General features: G+C 44.0%; 17 protein-coding genes and 1 riboswitch. Of the genes, 10 read left to right on the top strand and 7 right to left on the bottom strand.

Features of this window, described 5'->3' with window-relative positions; all coding sequences use genetic code 11:
• Positions 1-33 precede the first annotated feature (33 nt).
• Positions 34-921: an SAM-dependent methyltransferase TehB gene (gene tehB, locus H0913_RS13540; RefSeq protein ID WP_154602501.1), complete on the top strand. Its 888-nt coding sequence runs from the start codon at positions 34-36 to the stop codon at positions 919-921.
• Positions 922-1,092: 171 nt separating this feature from the next.
• Here the strand turns inward: tehB and clcA are convergent, their stop codons facing one another.
• The gene (clcA, locus tag H0913_RS13535; protein WP_181477425.1) at positions 1,093-2,481 is read right to left on the bottom strand and encodes a H(+)/Cl(-) exchange transporter ClcA; all 1,389 of its coding nucleotides are present in this window, start codon (positions 2,479-2,481) and stop codon (positions 1,093-1,095) included.
• A 272-nt stretch (positions 2,482-2,753) separates the two neighbouring features.
• Between clcA and hcp the strand changes: the two genes are divergently transcribed.
• From hcp to H0913_RS13520, 3 genes are all read left to right on the top strand, one after another.
• Positions 2,754-4,406 (top strand): hydroxylamine reductase, encoded by a 1,653-nt coding sequence (gene hcp, locus H0913_RS13530; protein ID WP_154602503.1) that lies wholly within the window; start codon positions 2,754-2,756, stop codon positions 4,404-4,406.
• A 51-nt stretch (positions 4,407-4,457) separates the two neighbouring features.
• Complete coding sequence (gene hcr / locus H0913_RS13525) at positions 4,458-5,462, top strand: NADH oxidoreductase (RefSeq protein ID WP_154602504.1); 1,005 nt, start codon at positions 4,458-4,460, stop codon at positions 5,460-5,462.
• Between the two features lie 327 nt (positions 5,463-5,789).
• Positions 5,790-5,962, top strand: a riboswitch (M-box (ykoK) riboswitch).
• Between the two features lie 73 nt (positions 5,963-6,035).
• Positions 6,036-7,106, top strand: a complete 1,071-nt coding sequence (locus tag H0913_RS13520; protein WP_036951226.1) for a magnesium transporter — start codon at positions 6,036-6,038, stop codon at positions 7,104-7,106.
• A gap of 31 nt (positions 7,107-7,137) precedes the next feature.
• Here the strand turns inward: H0913_RS13520 and H0913_RS13515 are convergent, their stop codons facing one another.
• Positions 7,138-7,665, bottom strand: coding sequence for a SprT family zinc-dependent metalloprotease (locus H0913_RS13515; protein ID WP_154602505.1), 528 nt, complete (start codon positions 7,663-7,665; stop codon positions 7,138-7,140).
• A gap of 117 nt (positions 7,666-7,782) precedes the next feature.
• Here H0913_RS13515 and H0913_RS13510 point away from each other — a divergent pair, with 117 nt between their 5' ends.
• Genes H0913_RS13510 through H0913_RS13500 form a run of 3 tightly spaced genes read left to right on the top strand, consistent with a single transcriptional unit; the run spans position 7,783 to position 8,978 of the window.
• Positions 7,783-8,118 carry an ArsR/SmtB family transcription factor gene (locus tag H0913_RS13510; protein WP_154602506.1) on the top strand — a complete coding sequence of 112 codons (336 nt, stop codon included), beginning with the start codon at positions 7,783-7,785 and terminating at the stop codon, positions 8,116-8,118.
• A gap of 1 nt (position 8,119) precedes the next feature.
• A complete protein-coding gene (locus tag H0913_RS13505; protein WP_181477424.1) occupies positions 8,120-8,557 on the top strand; it encodes a YeeE/YedE family protein in 438 nt (145 codons plus the stop codon).
• Between the two features lie 4 nt (positions 8,558-8,561).
• Entirely contained in the window at positions 8,562-8,978 is a 417-nt protein-coding gene (locus H0913_RS13500; protein WP_154602508.1) for a DUF6691 family protein, read from the top strand.
• 113 nt (positions 8,979-9,091) lie between these two features.
• On the opposite strand, the gene H0913_RS13495 is transcribed toward H0913_RS13500, so the two are convergent.
• Together H0913_RS13495 and metK are read right to left on the bottom strand one after the other, a co-directional pair.
• Positions 9,092-10,210 (bottom strand): Fic family protein, encoded by a 1,119-nt coding sequence (locus H0913_RS13495; protein WP_181477423.1) that lies wholly within the window; start codon positions 10,208-10,210, stop codon positions 9,092-9,094.
• A gap of 174 nt (positions 10,211-10,384) precedes the next feature.
• Entirely contained in the window at positions 10,385-11,536 is a 1,152-nt protein-coding gene (gene metK / locus H0913_RS13490; RefSeq protein ID WP_006661136.1) for a methionine adenosyltransferase, read from the bottom strand.
• Positions 11,537-12,227: 691 nt separating this feature from the next.
• On the opposite strand from metK, the gene speA reads away from it, so the two are divergent.
• Together speA and speB are read left to right on the top strand one after the other, a co-directional pair.
• Complete coding sequence (gene speA, locus H0913_RS13485) at positions 12,228-14,132, top strand: biosynthetic arginine decarboxylase (RefSeq protein WP_154602510.1); 1,905 nt, start codon at positions 12,228-12,230, stop codon at positions 14,130-14,132.
• 13 nt (positions 14,133-14,145) lie between these two features.
• The gene (gene speB, locus H0913_RS13480) at positions 14,146-15,066 is read left to right on the top strand and encodes an agmatinase (protein WP_154602511.1); all 921 of its coding nucleotides are present in this window, start codon (positions 14,146-14,148) and stop codon (positions 15,064-15,066) included.
• A 55-nt stretch (positions 15,067-15,121) separates the two neighbouring features.
• Here the strand turns inward: speB and H0913_RS13475 are convergent, their stop codons facing one another.
• Entirely contained in the window at positions 15,122-15,997 is an 876-nt protein-coding gene (locus tag H0913_RS13475; RefSeq protein ID WP_154602512.1) for an alpha/beta fold hydrolase, read from the bottom strand.
• Between the two features lie 216 nt (positions 15,998-16,213).
• Between H0913_RS13475 and H0913_RS13470 the strand changes: the two genes are divergently transcribed.
• Positions 16,214-16,453: a helix-hairpin-helix domain-containing protein gene (locus H0913_RS13470; RefSeq protein WP_154602513.1), complete on the top strand. Its 240-nt coding sequence runs from the start codon at positions 16,214-16,216 to the stop codon at positions 16,451-16,453.
• A 26-nt stretch (positions 16,454-16,479) separates the two neighbouring features.
• Here the strand turns inward: H0913_RS13470 and H0913_RS13465 are convergent, their stop codons facing one another.
• Together H0913_RS13465 and mutH are read right to left on the bottom strand one after the other, a co-directional pair.
• Positions 16,480-17,208, bottom strand: a complete 729-nt coding sequence (locus H0913_RS13465; RefSeq protein WP_181477422.1) for a TerC family protein — start codon at positions 17,206-17,208, stop codon at positions 16,480-16,482.
• 61 nt (positions 17,209-17,269) lie between these two features.
• Positions 17,270-17,953, bottom strand: a complete 684-nt coding sequence (mutH, locus tag H0913_RS13460) for a DNA mismatch repair endonuclease MutH (protein ID WP_418055353.1) — start codon at positions 17,951-17,953, stop codon at positions 17,270-17,272.
• Positions 17,954-18,226 lie beyond the last annotated feature (273 nt).

Here is an 18,226-nt window from a genome sequence, read left to right as displayed (position 1 = left end):
CTATCAAGATGAACGTCATAAGATGTATTTAATATGCAACTTAAAGGTGACCCCATGACTGAATTAGTGTGCTACAAAACCATGCCTGTTTGGGATAAGGCTTCGGTTCCGTTAATGTTCCAAGAACGCCATAATACCAAGGAAGACACATTTGCCCAATTGAAGGTGTTACAAGGCTCCCTCGATTTTATTATTTTTGGTGAAGATGGCAGCGAGCAAAAATTTACGTTTGATACGCAAAATCAACCGCCAGTGATCCAGCCACAAGTCTGGCATCGTATTGCCGATTGCAGCGATGATATGCGTTGCCAACTCTCTTTTTTATGTCGTCCTGAAATTGCGTTTTATAAACAGTATGATCTCAGTGTGCCTCACTCTGAAGTGCGCTATCTTTGCGAGAATAACTTAGCAAAACCTTGCAAAGTATTGGATTTAGGTTCCGGCCGTGGGCGTAATAGCTTCTACCTTGCTCAGCAAGGGTATGATGTGACAGCGGTGGATATTAACCAAAACCATATTCAAGCCATTGAAACTGTTAAGCAGCAATCGGGCATAGAAAATATCCATACCGCGCTATATGACATTAATAGCCACCAAATCCAAGGTGACTATGATTTGATTGTTTCTACAGTCGTGTTGATGTTCCTACAACGGGATAAAATTGCTGACATTATCGCGGATATGCAATCGCATACTCGAGCGGGTGGGATTAATATTGTGGTATGCGCGGTAGAAACGCCGGATGCGCCACTGGATATGGTGCCATTTAAGTGCTTCTTAAAACCAGGTGAATTACAGCAGTATTATCAAGACTGGGAAATCCTCAAATACAATGAAAACCCAGGACACTTGCACAGAACGGATGCGCAAGGTAACCGAATTAAATTGAACTTTGCAACGTTGATTGCTAAGAAAAAATAACCTGCGATAGCGCAGATAATGGGTTGTAAAATTAACGAGGAAAATCAATTTATTGATTTTCGTCTGATAATACAAAGAGGGGAAAATCACGCTTTATCCCTCTTTGTCATCAACATAATGGGTTGCCTAGGCAACCCATTATGCGTTCTATGGTGAGGAATAAAATGAATTTTAGGGATTAGACGTTGCCGCTGGTTTTTCGCTGCGCTCTAAAGTTTTTTCGAGCAGCACAGAATAAAGTGGTCGACCCCCTAAGAATTGCGCCACCATCGTTGCGCCAATGCAGGTAATAATCATCGGTAAAATCAATTGATAGTTATTGGTCATTTCCAACACTAAGACAATGCCCGTTAATGGCGCACGCACTGTGGCGGCAAACAGCGCTCCCATGCCGGCTATTGCAAAGGTACCGACTTCAATCGAATAATGTGGGAATAGCTCCAGTGCCGCATAACCATAGATTCCGCCAAACAGTGTACCAAGGGCTAATAATGGCGAGAAAATCCCCCCTGGCGCACCGGAACTAAAGCTGATGGTTGAGGTTAAAAAGCGCAGGGCAAAAAAGACCATCAGCATGGTGATAGTAAAGCTATTGGCCACCATTTGATGGATCACGCTATAGCCACCCCCTACGACTTCAGGAGCAAACACACCGATAGCGCCACAGCTACCCCCGATCAAACCGCCCATCAAAACAAACCGCGACACTTTATTTTGGTAGAAAGCTAAAAATAGGTTTTGCAGATAGAGCAAGAAGCGGTTAAAGCCAATTCCTACGATCCCAAATAACATGCCTAAAATCAGATATAACCACAGAGTTTCCATGGGGGCAGAGGAGAATTGCCCAATATTCAGCACCGCGGCTTCACCATTAATAAGGCGAAAAACAATGGTGGCACTGACGGCACCAATAAACACGGCTTTGATGGAAATCAGGCTGTATTTAAATTGTGGTCGCATCTCTTCGATGATAAACAGGATCCCCGCTAATGGGGCATTAAAGGCGGTAGATAGACCCGCAGCGGCGCCCGCAGCTAATAATGTATGGCGAGATTCATTATCTTTGAGGCGAAATAGGTCATAAAACATTTGGCTAATGTTCGCCCCCAGTTGTACGGTAGGTCCTTCACGACCGAGCACCATACCGGAACCTAACGTACCTAACCCACCGATAAATTTCACTGGGATCACGCGCCACCAACGGACAGGGCGCAAATCTTGCAGTGCCCCTTCGATTTCCGGGATCCCAGATCCCCCCGCTTCAGGTGAAAAGCGTTTAACCAAATAATAGCCGAGCATGGCCAATAGGGCTGAAGCCACAAACATAGCGGGGATCACCAACCATTTGTTGGTGACATATTGGTTAACAGACGCGATACGAATATTGCTGACCCACTCAGTCCCTAGCATAAACAGGGAGCCTATCAGCCCAACGACGGCACCAATAATAGCCGCTAAAACAAGCACTTTGAGTGGCGTTTTATCGGATTCTTTCACGTGACGTAAAAAACTAAAATGGGTTTTGTTGTCTGATTTTGGAGTCGAATTAGCCTGCATCATCGCTTTTTGATTCTCTTAAAATGATTTAACAACAATAACTTATGAAGTATGAATGATAAACATAGTATAGCAATACTGCTTTGAAACCCCAGCGAAAAATCAACTGTGCTTAGTGAAACTGCCTATTTTACAACATTGAATAATTCTTATTTATAGTGAAAGTTAATGTAGATCAACAAACCTGCAAATAGAATTTTAAGGTGCTTTTCTATTTATTTAAAAGGGGTAATCTTAATGTTGTATATGAAATGCAACTTAAAGAGGTTTCCTCCATGTATTGTGTGCAATGTGAACAAACAATTAGAACTCCAGCAACCAATGGCTGCGCTTATTCGCAAGGTATGTGCGGTAAAACCGCTGAAACTTCAGACCTGCAAGATTTATTAGTTGCTGTCCTGCAAAGCTTATCTGCCAGTGCGGTGGTGGCTCGTGAACTGGGCATTATTGATCATGATGTGGACAGTTTCGCACCGCGCGCTTTCTTCTCTACATTGACCAACGTTAACTTCGATTCTGAACGTATTATCGGTTATGCCCGTGAAGCCATTTATCTGCGTGATAAATTAATCAAACATTGCCTGTCAGTGAATAGTGCAGTGGCATTTAACCATCCATTGATCAACCTGCAATTAGCAGGGCAGGATATTGCGACCCTGCAACAGCAAGCGGCACAATTTGCGTTAGATATCGATAAAGCGCAAATTGGCGAGGATATTCATGGCTTACGTATGCTGTGCCTGTATGGCTTGAAAGGTGCGGCGGCGTATATGGAGCACGCTCACGTTTTAGGTCAATTTGATAACCAGATTTATGCTCAATACCATGAAATTATGGCGTGGTTAGGGACATTGCCAGCGGATATGAATGAGCTGCTCAACAATGCAATGGCTATCGGCATGATGAACTTCAAAATCATGGAAATTCTGGATGCCGGCGAAACGGGGGAATTTGGTCATCCTGTTCCAACGGAAGTTAACGTGCGCCCGGTTGCTGGTAAATGTATTTTGATTTCAGGTCACGACCTGAAAGATTTAAAAATGTTGTTAGAACAGACTGAGGGCACAGGCATTAATATTTACACCCATGGTGAAATGCTGCCTGCTCATGGTTACCCTGAACTGAAAAAATACGCCCATTTAGTGGGTAACTACGGTAGTGGTTGGCAGAATCAGCAAGTGGAATTTGCTAAGTTCCCAGGCCCTGTTTTAATGACCTCTAACTGCATTATCGACCCTGATGTAGGTGAATATAAAGCGCGTATCTGGACTCGCAGCATTGTGGGCTGGCCGGGCGTGAAACACATTACGGGCGACAGTTTTGCTGAAATGATAGCGCAAGCGCAGGAAATGGCAGGCTTCCCATACACTGAAATCGAACACAAAATTACTGTCGGTTTTGGTCGTCAAACCCTGCTGGGTGCTGCGGATGCGGTGATTGATCTCGTTGCTCAGAAAAAATTACGCCACGTATTCTTAGTCGGTGGTTGTGATGGTAGCCGTGGTGAACGTAGTTACTACACGGATTTCGCTCGTAGCGTACCGAAAGACTGCCTGATTTTAACGTTGGCTTGCGGTAAATACCGTTTCAACAAACTGGACTTCGGCACCTTAGAAGGCTTACCGCGTTTACTGGATGTGGGTCAATGTAACGATGCCTATTCTGCCATTATGTTAGCGGTGAACTTAGCAGAGAAATTAGGTTGTGGCGTGAATGACTTACCGCTGAGCCTGATCCTCTCTTGGTTCGAGCAAAAAGCCATTGTGATCTTGTTAACCCTGCTTGCTCTGGGTGTGAAAAACATTTACACCGGTCCAACGGCTCCGGGCTTCTTAACCGAAAATCTGCTGAATATTCTGAATGAAAAATTCGGTATGCGCAGCATTACCACGGTTGAACAAGATTTGGCGGAAATCCTGCCTGCGTAATTTGATGGAAACCAAGGGGGAAGCGGCTTTCCCCCTTGCAAGGAGTAACCCATGACCATGCCAACAAGCCTATGTCCGAACAGAATGCAAATTCACTCGATTGTGCAGGAAACCTCAGATGTTTGGACAATTAACCTGATTAATCATGATTTTTACCAATATGAACCGGGACAGTATGCGCTGGTGAGTATCAAAAACAGTGATGACGTGATGCGTGCTTATACTTTGTCTTCATCGCCGGGGCAAAGCCGTTTTATCTCCATTACGGTGAGACGATTAGACGAGGGAGCAGGCTCTTGTTGGCTAACTGGAGCGGTCAAACCAGGGGATTATCTTTGGCTGTCTGAGGCGCAAGGGGAGTTTACTTGTGCCAATGTTCAAAGCCACCAATACTTAATGTTAGCGGCAGGCTGCGGTGTCACGCCGATCATGTCGATGACTCGCTGGCTGATGGCGAATCGCCCAGAAACGGATGTCAAAGTACTGTTTAATGTGCGAGATGAAAAGCAGGTCATTTTTGCTAGTGAGTGGCAAAGATTGGTTCAGCAATATCCGCAACGTTTGCAGTTGTGCATCATGCCGGAAACTCCCGATAACGGCGGTGTTGCACAAGGTCGCTTAAGCCAAGAAAAATTGCTGGAGTTAGTACCGGATATTCACGGGCGAGTGGTAATGACTTGCGGGCCTGTTCCGTATATGAAAAATGTGCAGGAATTTTCTAAGGCACTAGGCGTGCCAGCAGAGCACTTCTTTATGGAGCGCTTTACCACTGGCGGCGATGAGGCCGTGAGTGAAGAGGTATTGAACTTAAAAATTCGTCACCGTTTAGTGAATTTCACTGTACCCGTGGGAACATCGCTGCTGTCTGCGTTAGAACAGAATAAACAACCGGTAATTGCGGCGTGTCGCGCGGGTGTGTGTGGTAGCTGTAAAACCAAAGTGCTCTCGGGAAATTATACAACCAGCAGTACCATGACATTAACCGCAGACGAAATTGCTAACGGCTATGTTTTAGCGTGCAGTTGCCAATTACAAGGTGACACAGAAATCGCTTAATCGATTTTCGATAATATAAAATTTAAATGCCTCATTAATTGCCATCTTATTATGAATATAAATAAGGTGGCTTTTTTGTTTATTAATCGATTTACTTGAGCAGCAAAAGATAATTAAAAAATAATAAAGTAATTTATAGCGTGATTATGACTTTATGTATTATGAATAATATAAGTTTCTATTAAAGTTACAAATGGTTACACGCTGAATTTTTGATATACATTAACTTAAACAAAACTTAAACGAGGGTGGGCTATTAAAAAAAGAGCGGGGTAAAAGGGTGGTAATTGAACACTCAGTGGGTATAATTCGCGCCGCATCCAAAGTGCAGTATCTCGTTAGGCGAGGCTCCTATACAAACATAGGTTACTGATCTGACGACGTCGAGAGACGCCCAAGATTAGGACAGGATATATCGACCGAAGGTATATCCCCATGTAACTTCCTGATTGATTCAGGATACGTTGTATAGTGCTAAAACCGAGACGAAGAGATAGCAATCGCATTCTCTCATCTGGTTTCGCCCCTATGTGAGTACTGTTTGAGTAAACAACAGTAATAGGGACTAAAAAAATGTCATTTTCTACCCAGAATAAAGCGGGTGCAGTAGCTATTGCACAATCCGCGATGAAAGACGCTCGTCAAAAGTCTAATCAATCACAACCAACTAAAATTGATGATTCAACTGTTCACGCTTATATGAGCCAATCATATTTGCCAGTATCGGTTGCCGACTCTGTGGCATGTGTGAAGAAAAGTCTTATTGAACATCTCGAAGGCGAACAAATTCCAACGTATTTATTTGTCGTAGATAGTGAAAACTATTTAAATGGAATTCTGTCCGTTAAATCATTACTTGCCTCAGCAGAGGATTTATTAGTGTCGGATATTATGCGCCACAATTATTTCTCTGTTTCCCCTGAACAATCACGCCATGATGTTTATGATTTAATTAATCATAGCGGTTTGGATATGATCCCCGTTGTTCAGTTCGGTAAGTTAATGGGTGTATTACGTCCTCAAGATATAGCCGAGCTTATTGAAGACGAAAATACCCTCGATGCACAATTGCAGGGGGCGACTACGCCACTCGAAGAGCCGTATTTAACCACCAGTCCAGTCACTTTATGGCGTAAGCGTGTTGTGTGGTTATTAATGCTGTTTGTGGCCGAAGCCTATACTGGAACCGTGCTGAAAGCGTTCGAAGAGCAGCTTGAAGCCGCCATATCACTGGCGTTCTTTATTCCATTGTTGATTGGTACCGGCGGAAACAGCGGAACTCAGATCACATCGACACTCGTGAGAGCGATGGCGTTGGGGGAAGTAAGTTTACGTAACCTCGGTGCGGTATTGAAAAAAGAAGTTTCAACCTCGTTCTTAGTGGCTGTCACCATTGGCGGCGCGGCATTAATTCGTGCTTGGATCCTAGGTGTGGGTCATGAAGTGACTATCGTGGTGAGCTTAACGATTGTGGCTATTACCGTGTGGAGCGCGATTGTTTCTTCTATTATCCCAATGGTTCTGAAGAAGCTGAAGGTTGACCCAGCGGTAGTTTCTGCGCCATTCATCGCGACATTTATTGATGGTACTGGCTTGATTATTTACTTTGAAATCGCGAAATTAGTGATGACGGAGTTCGCTTAAGTTCAGTCCTACCTCTTGATGCGGCAGGGAATTAACACTCTGCCGCTGACTCAATTTCTCGCTTGAGAATTTCCCCGCATTTTCGACATAAATATTGGTTTTCACCACGTTCAACTTTGTTATGCCTTCTGATGGTCAGTTCATGAATTGTGTCGCAACCACAAAGATAACGAAAAGTTTGGCTTTTGACGCTGGTCACTGCAAAGTTGTGAGTCCGTTTCGCCGTTACCCCTAAAACAGTCTGCATCATCCATTTCCACTCATTGCCATGAGGGGCGACCCCTTTACGTCCAAATACACGATAAACCAGTAAATGAGCGAGTTCATGGGGGATCACTTCGTCCACAAAATTATCTGGATTTTCAATTAACAACGTCGGATTAACGCGAATTTCCCAATCTTTTAAATAGGCGCTGCCCGCGGTGGTTCCACGCTGTTTATAGTTGATGGAAGGCTCTGGAAATTTCTGTTCCAGTTTTTCTTCAGCTAACGCGAGCTTTTCACGCAGGGTTTTCATCACTCGCTGTTGGAGCAGGATGGGTACTCGGATTGTTTTCATGTCCTCAAGAATACGTGAAGTCATAGAGTTCTAACAAGTGATAATTGACAATCAATATATCAAAATATATATTATTTTTAGGTATAATAATATACATAAGTAACAAGGGATCCAATGATGCCAAAGAGTGAACAACCAAATTCAGAGCAGCTGCTTTTAGCAATGACCCAAGCAGCAACGCAAACTGCGTCATTATTAAAAACACTAGGGAACCCAGACAGACTATTATTGCTGTGCCAATTAACGCAGGGCGAAGCGTGCGTGAGCGATTTAGAAGCTTCGCTAGGTATTGTGCAGCCGACGTTATCGCAGCAGTTAACCGTACTAAGAAATGAAGGATTAGTCGCAACGCGTCGGGAAGGTAAGCGTATCTATTATTCTATTGCAGATGAGAAATTATTTACCTTACTCAATACGTTGTATCAACTCTATTGTCCAGTGAAGGGGAATTAAAATGACGATTGATTGGGTGCATTTTACGCCAGGCTCTGCGGCAGTTGGCGGAGTTTTGATTGGTTTAGCAGTGGCAATATTATTGATTCTTAATGGGCGAATTGCAGGGATCAGCGGGATTTTAGCGGGAGTCCTTAAACCCACTAAAGGGGATACGGCGTGGAAACTGGCGTTTATTGTCGGGATCTTGGTTGCACCATTACTGTTTATTACCTTTGTGTATACGCCAGAAGTCACTATAGCAACGAGTACGCCATTACTGATTACTGCGGGGTTGTTAGTGGGCTTTGGGACACGATTAGGTAGCGGTTGCACCAGTGGACATGGCATTTGTGGCATGGCGAGATTTTCCCGTCGTTCCATGGTTGCGGTGGCTATTTTTATGCTGGTGGCCTTTATCACGGTCGCTGTGATTAACCACTTTGGGTTAAGAGGATAAAGTGATGCCAATCATTATCGCGTTAGTTTCCGGTATTTTATTTGGGCTGGGCTTGCTGTTAGCCGGTATGGGTAATCCCGCAAAAATTTTGGCATTTCTGGATATCACGGGAAATTGGGATCCCTCTTTGTTGGTTACCATGGCAGTGGCAATGGTGATAAGCGGTATCGCATTCCAGTTAGTGAAAAAGCGCAAAACCAGTATACTGAATTGCCCATTACAGATCCCAAGCAGTAAAATTATTGATAAAAAATTAGTGATAGGCAGCGTGTTGTTCGGTTTAGGTTGGGGGCTTGGGGGAATTTGCCCGGGGCCTGCCATTTTATTAACTGGTATGGGACTGACTCAAGGTATTTTGTTTACGCTGGCGATGATAGCGGGAATGGCCATTTTCCAGCTGTTTCAACGTACTGAAAAGTAAGTTTCACGCATCAGAAAGTCATCAAGACTAATGAGTCAATTAATGGGATTATTCGACCCAGAAAATGAGGCGAATATAACCGTTAATTGACTCATCAATTTAACCCTATCAATTTAACACCATGACCCCGTAAATAGCGGTTCTTGGCTTAAGCGATATCGTGTACTGCGTCCACCGCTAGCGCCTTCCTCAAGGAAGCCGTGCTCGACAAGCTCTGATAAATGGCGTGTGGCACTTGAGCGACTCACTTTTCCCACAGCCATATATTGGCGGTTATTGATCCCCTCAGCAAAGTCACCATCCAGCATCCTATTTAGCACTTTTAACTGCTCTGGGCGCAAAATACGTTGGTCAAAACGACTCCAATATTTTGTTTTTTCAATAGTTAATTGGATCTGTTGTAAGGTTTCATTGATGGCGCTACGCAGTGTGCTAATAAACCAAATCAGCCATTGGGTGAGGTCAACATTTCCACGTTGGGATTGTTCGAGTATTTGATAATATTGCTTTTTTTGTTCATTGATACATTGAGACATTGCATACAGCCTAACCGTAGTTTTTTCGGCTTGAGCTAAGGCTAAATCCATGATTAAACGCCCAATACGACCATTTCCATCATCGAAAGGGTGAATAGTAAGAAACCATAAATGGGCAATGCCAGCGCGAAGAATGGGGTCTAATGTCGAATCATGGTGGCTGCGGTTAAACCACGACAGAAATTGCTCAATTTCGTGAGGAACTTGCTCTGCTGGCGGCGCTTCAAAATGAATAGTGGGCTTGTCTAATCGCCCAGAGATGACTTGTATTGAATTAGTCCTAAAACACCCAACGGCAATTTTATTAAACAGACTTTCATTCGATGGAAACATCAATGCATGCCATTGGCACAGCCGTTCAGCAGTTAAAGGCTCTTCAAGATTGTTAATCGCATCTAAGGCGGATTCAACTAAGCCTTGTGTTTTTTGATCTATCGGGAAAGGGGCATCATCGGAAATACCCAAATGGTTAGCAAGGGAAGAACGTACGGAACGTGCATCGAGCTTTTCGCCTTCAATATCACTGGAATAAATGATATTGGCGAGGATGTTATCCAATACGTGTTGGCGGATATCAAAGGTATCGCATCGACCATTCAGTTTGCCTTGAAGAAAAACAACATCACGCAGTAATGGTTGTAACTGCGTTTGATCATAGGTAAAGGTAGGCCAATTAGGTTGTTCCCAAATCCACATGTTGCGCTCCGATGAGGTGAATACTGAGCTTATTCTACCCAAAAAATGAGGCGAATATAAGGGTTATTTGACTCATCACTTTAGTGAGCAATTTTAGATATAAAAAAGCCCATCATTAAGATGAGCTTTTATTAAGCTGATTTTTGCGCCTAGCGTCAATGACGCCAGCGAAAATTACAGGCCAGCAGCTTCGCGCAGTTGTGCCGCTTTGTCGGTTTTTTCCCATGGGAATTGTGGGCGACCAAAGTGACCGTAAGACGCAGTTTGCTGGTACATTGGGTGTAATAAATCCAGCATTTGAATTAGACCGTAAGGACGTAAGTCAAAGAATTCGCGGACTAATTTCACAAGCAATGCTTCGTCAACTTTACCCGTACCGAACGTTTCTACCATGATAGAGGTAGGCTCTGCGACACCGATAGCGTAAGAAACTTGGATTTCACAACGGTCGGCTAAACCTGCAGCAACGATGTTTTTTGCAACATAACGCGCAGCATAAGCAGCAGAACGGTCAACTTTTGATGGATCCTTACCAGAGAATGCCCCACCACCGTGACGTGCCATACCGCCGTAGGTATCAACGATAATTTTACGACCAGTTAAACCACAGTCACCCATTGGTCCGCCGATAACGAAACGACCTGTTGGGTTGATGAAGTATTTAGTCGCTGGAGATAACCATTCAGCTGGCAGAACCGGCTTGATGATCTCTTCCATAACCGCTTCGTGTAAAGCTTTTTGGTCAATATCTTCTGAGTGCTGTGTGGACAGAACTACCGCGTCAATACCGACAATTTTGTTGTCATCGTATTGGAAGGTGACTTGGCTTTTCGCATCTGGGCGTAACCATGGCAGTGTGCCATTTTTACGAACTTCAGCTTGGCGCTGCACTAAACGGTGTGCATAAGTCACCGGTGCAGGCATTAATACGTCAGTTTCGTTAGTTGCATAACCAAACATTAGACCTTGGTCGCCAGCACCTTGTTCTAAAGGATCTGCACGGTCAACACCTTGGTTGATATCTGGTGATTGTTTACCAATTGCGCTTAATACTGCGCAAGAGTTGGCATCAAAGCCCATGTCTGAACTGGTATAACCGATTTCACGAACGGTTTTACGCGTAATTTCTTCAATATCGACCCATGCACTGGTAGTGATTTCACCACCAACCATGACCATGCCGGTTTTGACATAGGTTTCGCAAGCTACGCGCGCTTTTGGGTCTTGTTCAAGAATAGCATCAAGGACCGCATCAGAAATTTGGTCTGCAATTTTATCAGGATGCCCTTCTGATACGGACTCAGAAGTAAAGAGGTGTGTAGACATGAGATTAATACCTTAAGAATTCAAAGAACATTATAGTTGGATGTTTTAACATCTAGACGGCTATTCTAGACTTTTCAATGAATAATTTCTACCTGTTTTTCAGCCTAAAATGATAAGCGCATAAATGGCTAATCCAGTTAGTTTTATCGTGAATGTGAAATTTTAGATAATTTGCTTTTGCATTTTGGGGCTATTCGAGGTATAAACTGCGACCGTAGCGGATGGTTGTCATTTCCCGCTATATACCAGCAGGTCAGCCATGAGTCTGCTTTCTATCAGGAATGTTTATAACCGGTTGAATTTCAATAATAATCATTGAAGTTTTTAAGGGGAAAACAGTTATATTGGGGGTTAATGGGCGATGATCCATAATCTGCTGAATAACAGTATCCAACCGTCTTACGCGGATCGCCGTGTGACATTGGCTTTTACTTTCCTGTCTATGTTGACTTCATCGCGAAGTTACCGTCATACCTATCATAGATCCATAATACTTAGCCAGTAATCTATAATGTAGTCGTCTGCTAAGTCTGTGGATATATATTGTCACCGTTTAGAAGTTCTAAGCACTTTAATTACAATCTGAGTATCGCTGTTTCCCTGACATTACTGCCTAGTTGCATCATGCGCTTGGTCGCTGCTTGTCTGGAAGGAGAACGCATCACTCACCCCTCCATACTAGGAGTTTATTATGAATGATAATATCGCTCGCAAGATGCGCCAAACTTACAATATTGCGTATTGGGGCGGTGGTTACTATCAGGTGAATGAGCGCGGAAATGTCTGTGTTTGCCCGAATCCTGAAAACCCTGACACCTTTGTTGATTTAGCTGATTTAGTCTACCAAGTTAAAGAGGAGCAGGAACATTTACGTTTACCTGCGCTGTTCTGTTTCCCTCAAATTTTGCAACACCGTTTGCGTTCAATTAACGCGGCGTTTAAACGTGCGCGCGAATCTTACGGTTATAAAGGGGACTATTTTTTAGTCTACCCAATTAAAGTTAACCAACAACGTCGTGTGATTGAGTCGCTGGTCAATTCTGGGGAACCTTTAGGGTTAGAAGCGGGTTCAAAAGCGGAATTAATGGCAGTATTAGCCAACGCAGGTCGCACTCGCACTGTAATTGTGTGTAACGGCTATAAAGATCGCGAATATATTCGTCTGGCATTAATCGGCGAAAAACTGGGTCACAAAGTGTACCTAGTTATCGAAAAAATGTCTGAAATCGAGATGGTGCTGGAAGAAGCACAAAAACTGGAAGTGACGCCTCGTTTAGGTGTTCGTGCCCGTTTAGCATCCCAAGGTTCCGGTAAATGGCAGGCGAGTGGCGGTGAAAAATCTAAATTTGGATTGGCGGCAACACAAGTTCTGCAATTAGTCGAAATTTTACGCAATGCGAACCGCTTGGATAGCCTGCAATTATTGCACTTCCATTTAGGTTCTCAAATGGCGAATATTCGTGATATCGCGACAGGGGTTCGTGAGTCTGCCCGTTTCTACGTCGAGTTGCATCAATTAGGTGTCAACATTCAGTGCTTTGACGTGGGCGGTGGCTTAGGCGTTGATTATGAAGGTACGCGTTCTCAGTCAGATTGTTCGGTTAACTATGGCTTGAACGAATACGCGAACAACGTGATTTGGGCGATTGGCGATGCGTGTGAAGAGTTTAACTTGCCACACCCAACGGTGATCACCGAGTCTGGGCGTGCATTGACCGCTCACCATACCGTGTTAGTCTCTAACGTGATTGGGGTTGAGCGTAACGAATTCACCAAAACCACACCGCCGAGTGAAGATGCGCCACGTTCACTGGTTTCGTTATGGGAAACGTGGGAATCCATGCAGCATCAAGGTAATAGCCGCTCGCTGCGTGAATGGCTGCACGATAGCCAGTTTGACTTGCAAGAAGCACATACTCAGTATGCGCATGGTGTATTGGACTTAACACAACGCGCATGGGCAGAAGAGCTATACTTAAATATCTGTCGCCGTATTCAGCAAGATTTAGACCCTAGCAACCGCGCTCATCGCCCAATTATTGATGAGCTGCAAGAGCGTATGGCGGATAAATTCTATGTGAATTTCTCGCTGTTCCAATCACTGCCAGACGCTTGGGGAATTGACCAAGTGTTCCCAGTCTTGCCAATTGAAGGCTTAGATAAGCCGTTAGACAGACGTGCGGTATTGCTGGATATCACTTGTGACTCAGATGGTATTATTGATCATTATGTTGATGGTGATGGGGTGGAAACCACCATGCCAATGCCAGCGTATGATCCAGAAAATCCGCCGATGATTGGCTTCTTTATGATCGGGGCATACCAAGAAATTTTAGGTAACATGCACAACTTATTCGGCGATACTGCCGCCATCGATGTGTGGGTTGATAGCCAAGGCAGCATTCGTTACCTGCAAAGTGAAGAGGGCGATTCAGTCGCCGATATGCTGCAATATGTGAAGCTGGTTCCTGAAGTACTGTTAGAAAGCTTTATTGAGCAAGTGAAAGGCACTGGGCTAAGCGACGAACTGCAAAAAGATTTTGTGAACGAGTTTGAAAGTGGGTTGTACGGTTACACTTACTTAGAAGATGAATGATTAAGGAACAGTGATGATTAATAGTACATTAGGAAATCAGGTTGATAATTCACTGGTTTCAAACGCATTTGGTTTTTTACGTTTTCCATTAAATTTTCAACCCTATAGCTCTGATGCTGATTGGGTGATCACGGGCGTTCCATTTGATATGGCAACTTCCGGGCGTGCAGGTAGCCGTCATGGGCCTGCGGCCATTCGACAAGTTTCAACAAACTTAGCGTGGGAAAGTCACCGTTGGCCATGGGATTTCAAATTAAAGAATAAACTCAACGTGGTTGACTGCGGCGATGTAGTGTTTGCCTTCGGTGATGCGCAAGATATGTGCGACAAGCTGCAAGCTCACACTGAAAAGCTGTTGGAATCCGGTAAACGCTGTTTAACGTTTGGTGGCGACCACTTTGTGACATTGCCATTACTGCGCGCCCATGCGAAACACTTCGGTAAAATGGCGTTAGTGCATTTTGATGCGCACACTGACACATACGGCAATGGCAGCCTGTATGACCACGGCACCATGTTCTATCATGCGCCAAAAGAAGGTTTGATCGACCCAAATCATTCTGTGCAGATTGGTATTCGTACTGAGCATGATTCTGACAACGGTTTCACGGTATTGGATGCGGCTCAAGCGAATGATCGTGGTGTGGATGACATGGTTGCTCAGATCAAACAGATCGTGGGTGATATGCCTGTTTATCTGACATTTGATATTGACTGTCTGGATCCTGCATTTGCACCAGGAACCGGTACGCCAGTGATTGGTGGTTTAACATCTGATAAAGCGTTAAAACTGCTGCGTGGAATTAAGTCACTGAATATTGTTGGGATGGATGTGGTGGAAGTGGCTCCAGCCTATGACCAATCAGAAATTACGGCATTAGCCGCAGCGACGATTGCATTGGAACTGTTATATATCCAAGCGTCTAAAAAGTAAGTTTTAATCCGCTATTTAAGGTGCCTAATGTTTCATTGGGCACCTTTTTTTATGCCTAAAGGCTGTGTTCTTTCAATTGGGCAAGAATGGAATAGGCTTGTGTCCACAGAACTGAGCCGCCTTCATGAGAGAACAAAAAGTGTTCGCTATCAGGAAAACGCTGAGCCAGTGTTTTACCAAAATCAGGTGAATGCACGGTACTCACATCTTGCTCGCCATACCACAGTGCGACAGGGCAGTGGATATCTTCAGGATTGAACTGCCAATGCTGCAGGGCGATTAAGAGATCTTGAACATAGCCTTGGTTACCTTGCATAAATGCACGTTCCATACAGTCACTGTAGGCGGTTAAGAAGCTCTCTTCGCTATAAACCTGCTGGTCTATCTCTGCACTACAGTTAAGAATAAATGCCAGTAACCATTGTGAGGTCACATTGCGCATCAACCATTCCGATAAAGCATCAGGGGTATGAATGGCTTGCTCCTGCATATTAACCACATCTTGTTTTAATTGCGCACGGGTTGCAGGAAACTCAAATTGGTCTTGTCCTGACACAAGCGATAAAGAAACAGGGGAGGCGTAGCTGGCGAGTGCCATGGCGAAAACGGCACCTTGAGAAAAACCGACAACGGAAAATGACGGCAGTTTTTGAGCATTCAGAAGTTCTTGAATATCTTGAGCAAAGCGTTGTAGGGATTTATGCTCATCAAAGGTGGATTGACCGAGTCCGGCACGCTCAGGGGTTATCAAGCGTATATTTAGCTCTTCAAGACGGTCAATGCCAAAGCCCAGTGTACCGCTCATCCCTGCGCCAGTACAAAAAATCACGGGGAACCCCTGTTCAGGGCCAGATTCATACCAACACAAAAGTCGCCCATCAGATAATGTCATCGACATATGGCGAGTATTGGATATTTTGTTGCTATACATAATAAATACCTACAAGATAGAATTTTTAGTGCGACATGTTAGTTTCTATCGCGAGTCGTCAATGACTTTACCGTTGTTATTTCCTATTTGCTAAAACAGATTTGTAGGGCAGGTAACTCAACCTGTTATAGACAGCTCAGAATTTTAAATTAAGAAATAGGTTAATTGCAAAATATACGCTCAATTACGGCTATTTTACAGCCAAAAGGATAATTTATGCCATTTTCAGACTCAGAAAAGCAAATTCTCTTAGCGGTGAAGGGAGTTGGACCAACAGTGATTAGCCGATTAGAACAAATGGGGTTTTCATCTTTAGCGCAGTTAAGTGAAGCTTCTTACGATGAAATTTTAATTTCGGGCGCGGCACTAACGGGATCAAGTTGTTGGAAAAATAGCCCTCAAGCTAAAAAAGCGGTGGAAGGCGCTATTGCTGCAGCAAAGGACGCCTTACGTTAAGTTGGCTATGACTGTGTATTTTTTATCTAATGCTTGTTTTTTATTTTCCACTTTTTGCTGCGCAGAATATTAAGCATTTGCACTGACATGGAGAAGAACATAGCAAAATAGATATAGCCTTTTGATACATGTACCTGAACACTTTCAAGTAACAGAGTGAAGCCCACAAGGATCAAGAAAGAGAGTGCGAGGATTTTGACGGAAGGGTAACGCTCCACAAAATCACCAATAGGTTTCGCGGCGAACATCATGATCATGACCGCCATAATCACAGCTGCCATCATAATAAACAGATGGTCAGATAGCCCCACGGCGGTGATCACCGAATCTAAACTGAAGATAATATCTAAAATTGCGATTTGCATAATGGCTCCCCAGAATGAAGTCACTTTTTTCTGGGCTATTCCATCATCGTCTTCCCCTTCAATGGTATCGAAAATCTCCTGACTGGATTTCCAAATGAGGAATAAGCCACCGGCACACAAAATTAAGTCGCGGGCGGAAACGGTATGTTCAGCTAATGTGAAAAGTGGCGTGGTGAGGCGTGCGAGCCAAGCAATGGACGCTAGCAGTGCTAAGCGCATGCCCATCGCTGCGATTAACCCAATACGTCTGGCACTATTTTGTTGATGAGCGGGTAATTTGCTGACGACAATACTTAAGAAAATAATATTGTCGATACCCAGTACGACTTCCAAAATTGTTAATGTTGCCAATGCCATCCAAGCATGGGGATCTAAGAACCACTCAAACATCTTGTTGCCTTAAAAATGGAATAAAAAATCGTCTGTTTGGCACAGGCGATACCTTGACTGATTAACCGAGGTTAAAGTGCCGCGCTAATAATGGACCTGTAAAATCTTTTTTTAAATAGAAACCTCTCGGTAATGTCATTATTGGCTGCCCAAATTCACCAATACCTTCGGTTAGCGCTCTATTATTCGCCGCTTTGGGACGAATTTGTAGAACTTGTCCGTGACGAGCGGTGATGGTTTCGACTTTTCCCAGCACAATTAAATCCATTAACTCTTCCCAATCTTGGCGTAAAAGTTGTTCTTCAAGCGCAGAAGGGCTCCAAATCAGCGGGTTTGCAATACGGCGCTGGGCAAGTGGAATTTGGCGTTCACCTTCAATCGGAAACCACAGAATGCGAGATAATTTTCGGCGCACATGGCTATTTTCCCATGTCAGGCCGCTATTGCCCGTAAGTGGCGCGACAGAAACAAACGTCGTCTCTAATGGTACGCCATGGCGATCGATTGGAATTGTTTTAAGCTCGACGCCAATATCTGCAAAATCTTGTTCGGCTTTACTGCCTGCGGTCGCACCTAAAAAATACTCTAACAGTGTCCCGACCCAGCCTTTATCTCGTTTAAGATCGGGGGGGATTGGGATGCCTGCAATAGTTGCTAACTCACCAAGCGTATAGCCTGCAAGGGCTTGGGCTCGCGCTAATAAGACGGTTTCATTTTCTGGTGGTGAAGGCGGTATAAAGGACATAGTCGACAGAATTTGATTGTGTTTAAAAAATAACCAAGGAAATGGTCGCAAGATAGGGTGAGTATAACACTTTTTAGTCACCGTATTTAACTTCATGATATATATATGGATATTAGATAATAATCACAGACGGGATTATGAATATTTAGGGTTATTCAACTTCATCCCAAGATAATCACAGGCTCATGCACTAGGTTATCCACAGGATTTCTGGATAACTGTGAAAAACTGCGATTACTGTGTGAATTTACAGCCTTGACTAATGTCATTTAT

This window comes from Providencia rettgeri (assembly GCF_013702265.1).
In the GTDB taxonomy this organism is placed as follows: domain Bacteria; phylum Pseudomonadota; class Gammaproteobacteria; order Enterobacterales; family Enterobacteriaceae; genus Providencia; species Providencia zhijiangensis.
This window is presented reverse-complemented; position numbering and strand designations above follow the sequence as displayed.

Excerpts from the sequence above, each read along its gene's own strand:
- tehB (WP_154602501.1), top strand. The coding sequence starts at position 34 with ATGCAACTTAAAGGTGACCCCATGACTGAATTAGTGTGCTACAAAACC.
- clcA (WP_181477425.1), bottom strand. The coding sequence starts at position 2,481 with ATGATGCAGGCTAATTCGACTCCAAAATCAGACAACAAAACCCATTTT.
- hcp (WP_154602503.1), top strand. The coding sequence starts at position 2,754 with ATGTATTGTGTGCAATGTGAACAAACAATTAGAACTCCAGCAACCAAT.
- hcr (WP_154602504.1), top strand. The coding sequence starts at position 4,458 with ATGACCATGCCAACAAGCCTATGTCCGAACAGAATGCAAATTCACTCG.
- H0913_RS13520 (WP_036951226.1), top strand. The coding sequence starts at position 6,036 with ATGTCATTTTCTACCCAGAATAAAGCGGGTGCAGTAGCTATTGCACAA.
- H0913_RS13515 (WP_154602505.1), bottom strand. The coding sequence starts at position 7,665 with ATGAAAACAATCCGAGTACCCATCCTGCTCCAACAGCGAGTGATGAAA.
- H0913_RS13510 (WP_154602506.1), top strand. The coding sequence starts at position 7,783 with ATGCCAAAGAGTGAACAACCAAATTCAGAGCAGCTGCTTTTAGCAATG.
- H0913_RS13505 (WP_181477424.1), top strand. The coding sequence starts at position 8,120 with ATGACGATTGATTGGGTGCATTTTACGCCAGGCTCTGCGGCAGTTGGC.
- H0913_RS13500 (WP_154602508.1), top strand. The coding sequence starts at position 8,562 with ATGCCAATCATTATCGCGTTAGTTTCCGGTATTTTATTTGGGCTGGGC.
- H0913_RS13495 (WP_181477423.1), bottom strand. The coding sequence starts at position 10,210 with ATGTGGATTTGGGAACAACCTAATTGGCCTACCTTTACCTATGATCAA.
- metK (WP_006661136.1), bottom strand. The coding sequence starts at position 11,536 with ATGTCTACACACCTCTTTACTTCTGAGTCCGTATCAGAAGGGCATCCT.
- speA (WP_154602510.1), top strand. The coding sequence starts at position 12,228 with ATGAATGATAATATCGCTCGCAAGATGCGCCAAACTTACAATATTGCG.
- speB (WP_154602511.1), top strand. The coding sequence starts at position 14,146 with ATGATTAATAGTACATTAGGAAATCAGGTTGATAATTCACTGGTTTCA.
- H0913_RS13475 (WP_154602512.1), bottom strand. The coding sequence starts at position 15,997 with ATGTATAGCAACAAAATATCCAATACTCGCCATATGTCGATGACATTA.
- H0913_RS13470 (WP_154602513.1), top strand. The coding sequence starts at position 16,214 with ATGCCATTTTCAGACTCAGAAAAGCAAATTCTCTTAGCGGTGAAGGGA.
- H0913_RS13465 (WP_181477422.1), bottom strand. The coding sequence starts at position 17,208 with ATGTTTGAGTGGTTCTTAGATCCCCATGCTTGGATGGCATTGGCAACA.
- mutH (WP_418055353.1), bottom strand. The coding sequence starts at position 17,953 with ATGTCCTTTATACCGCCTTCACCACCAGAAAATGAAACCGTCTTATTA.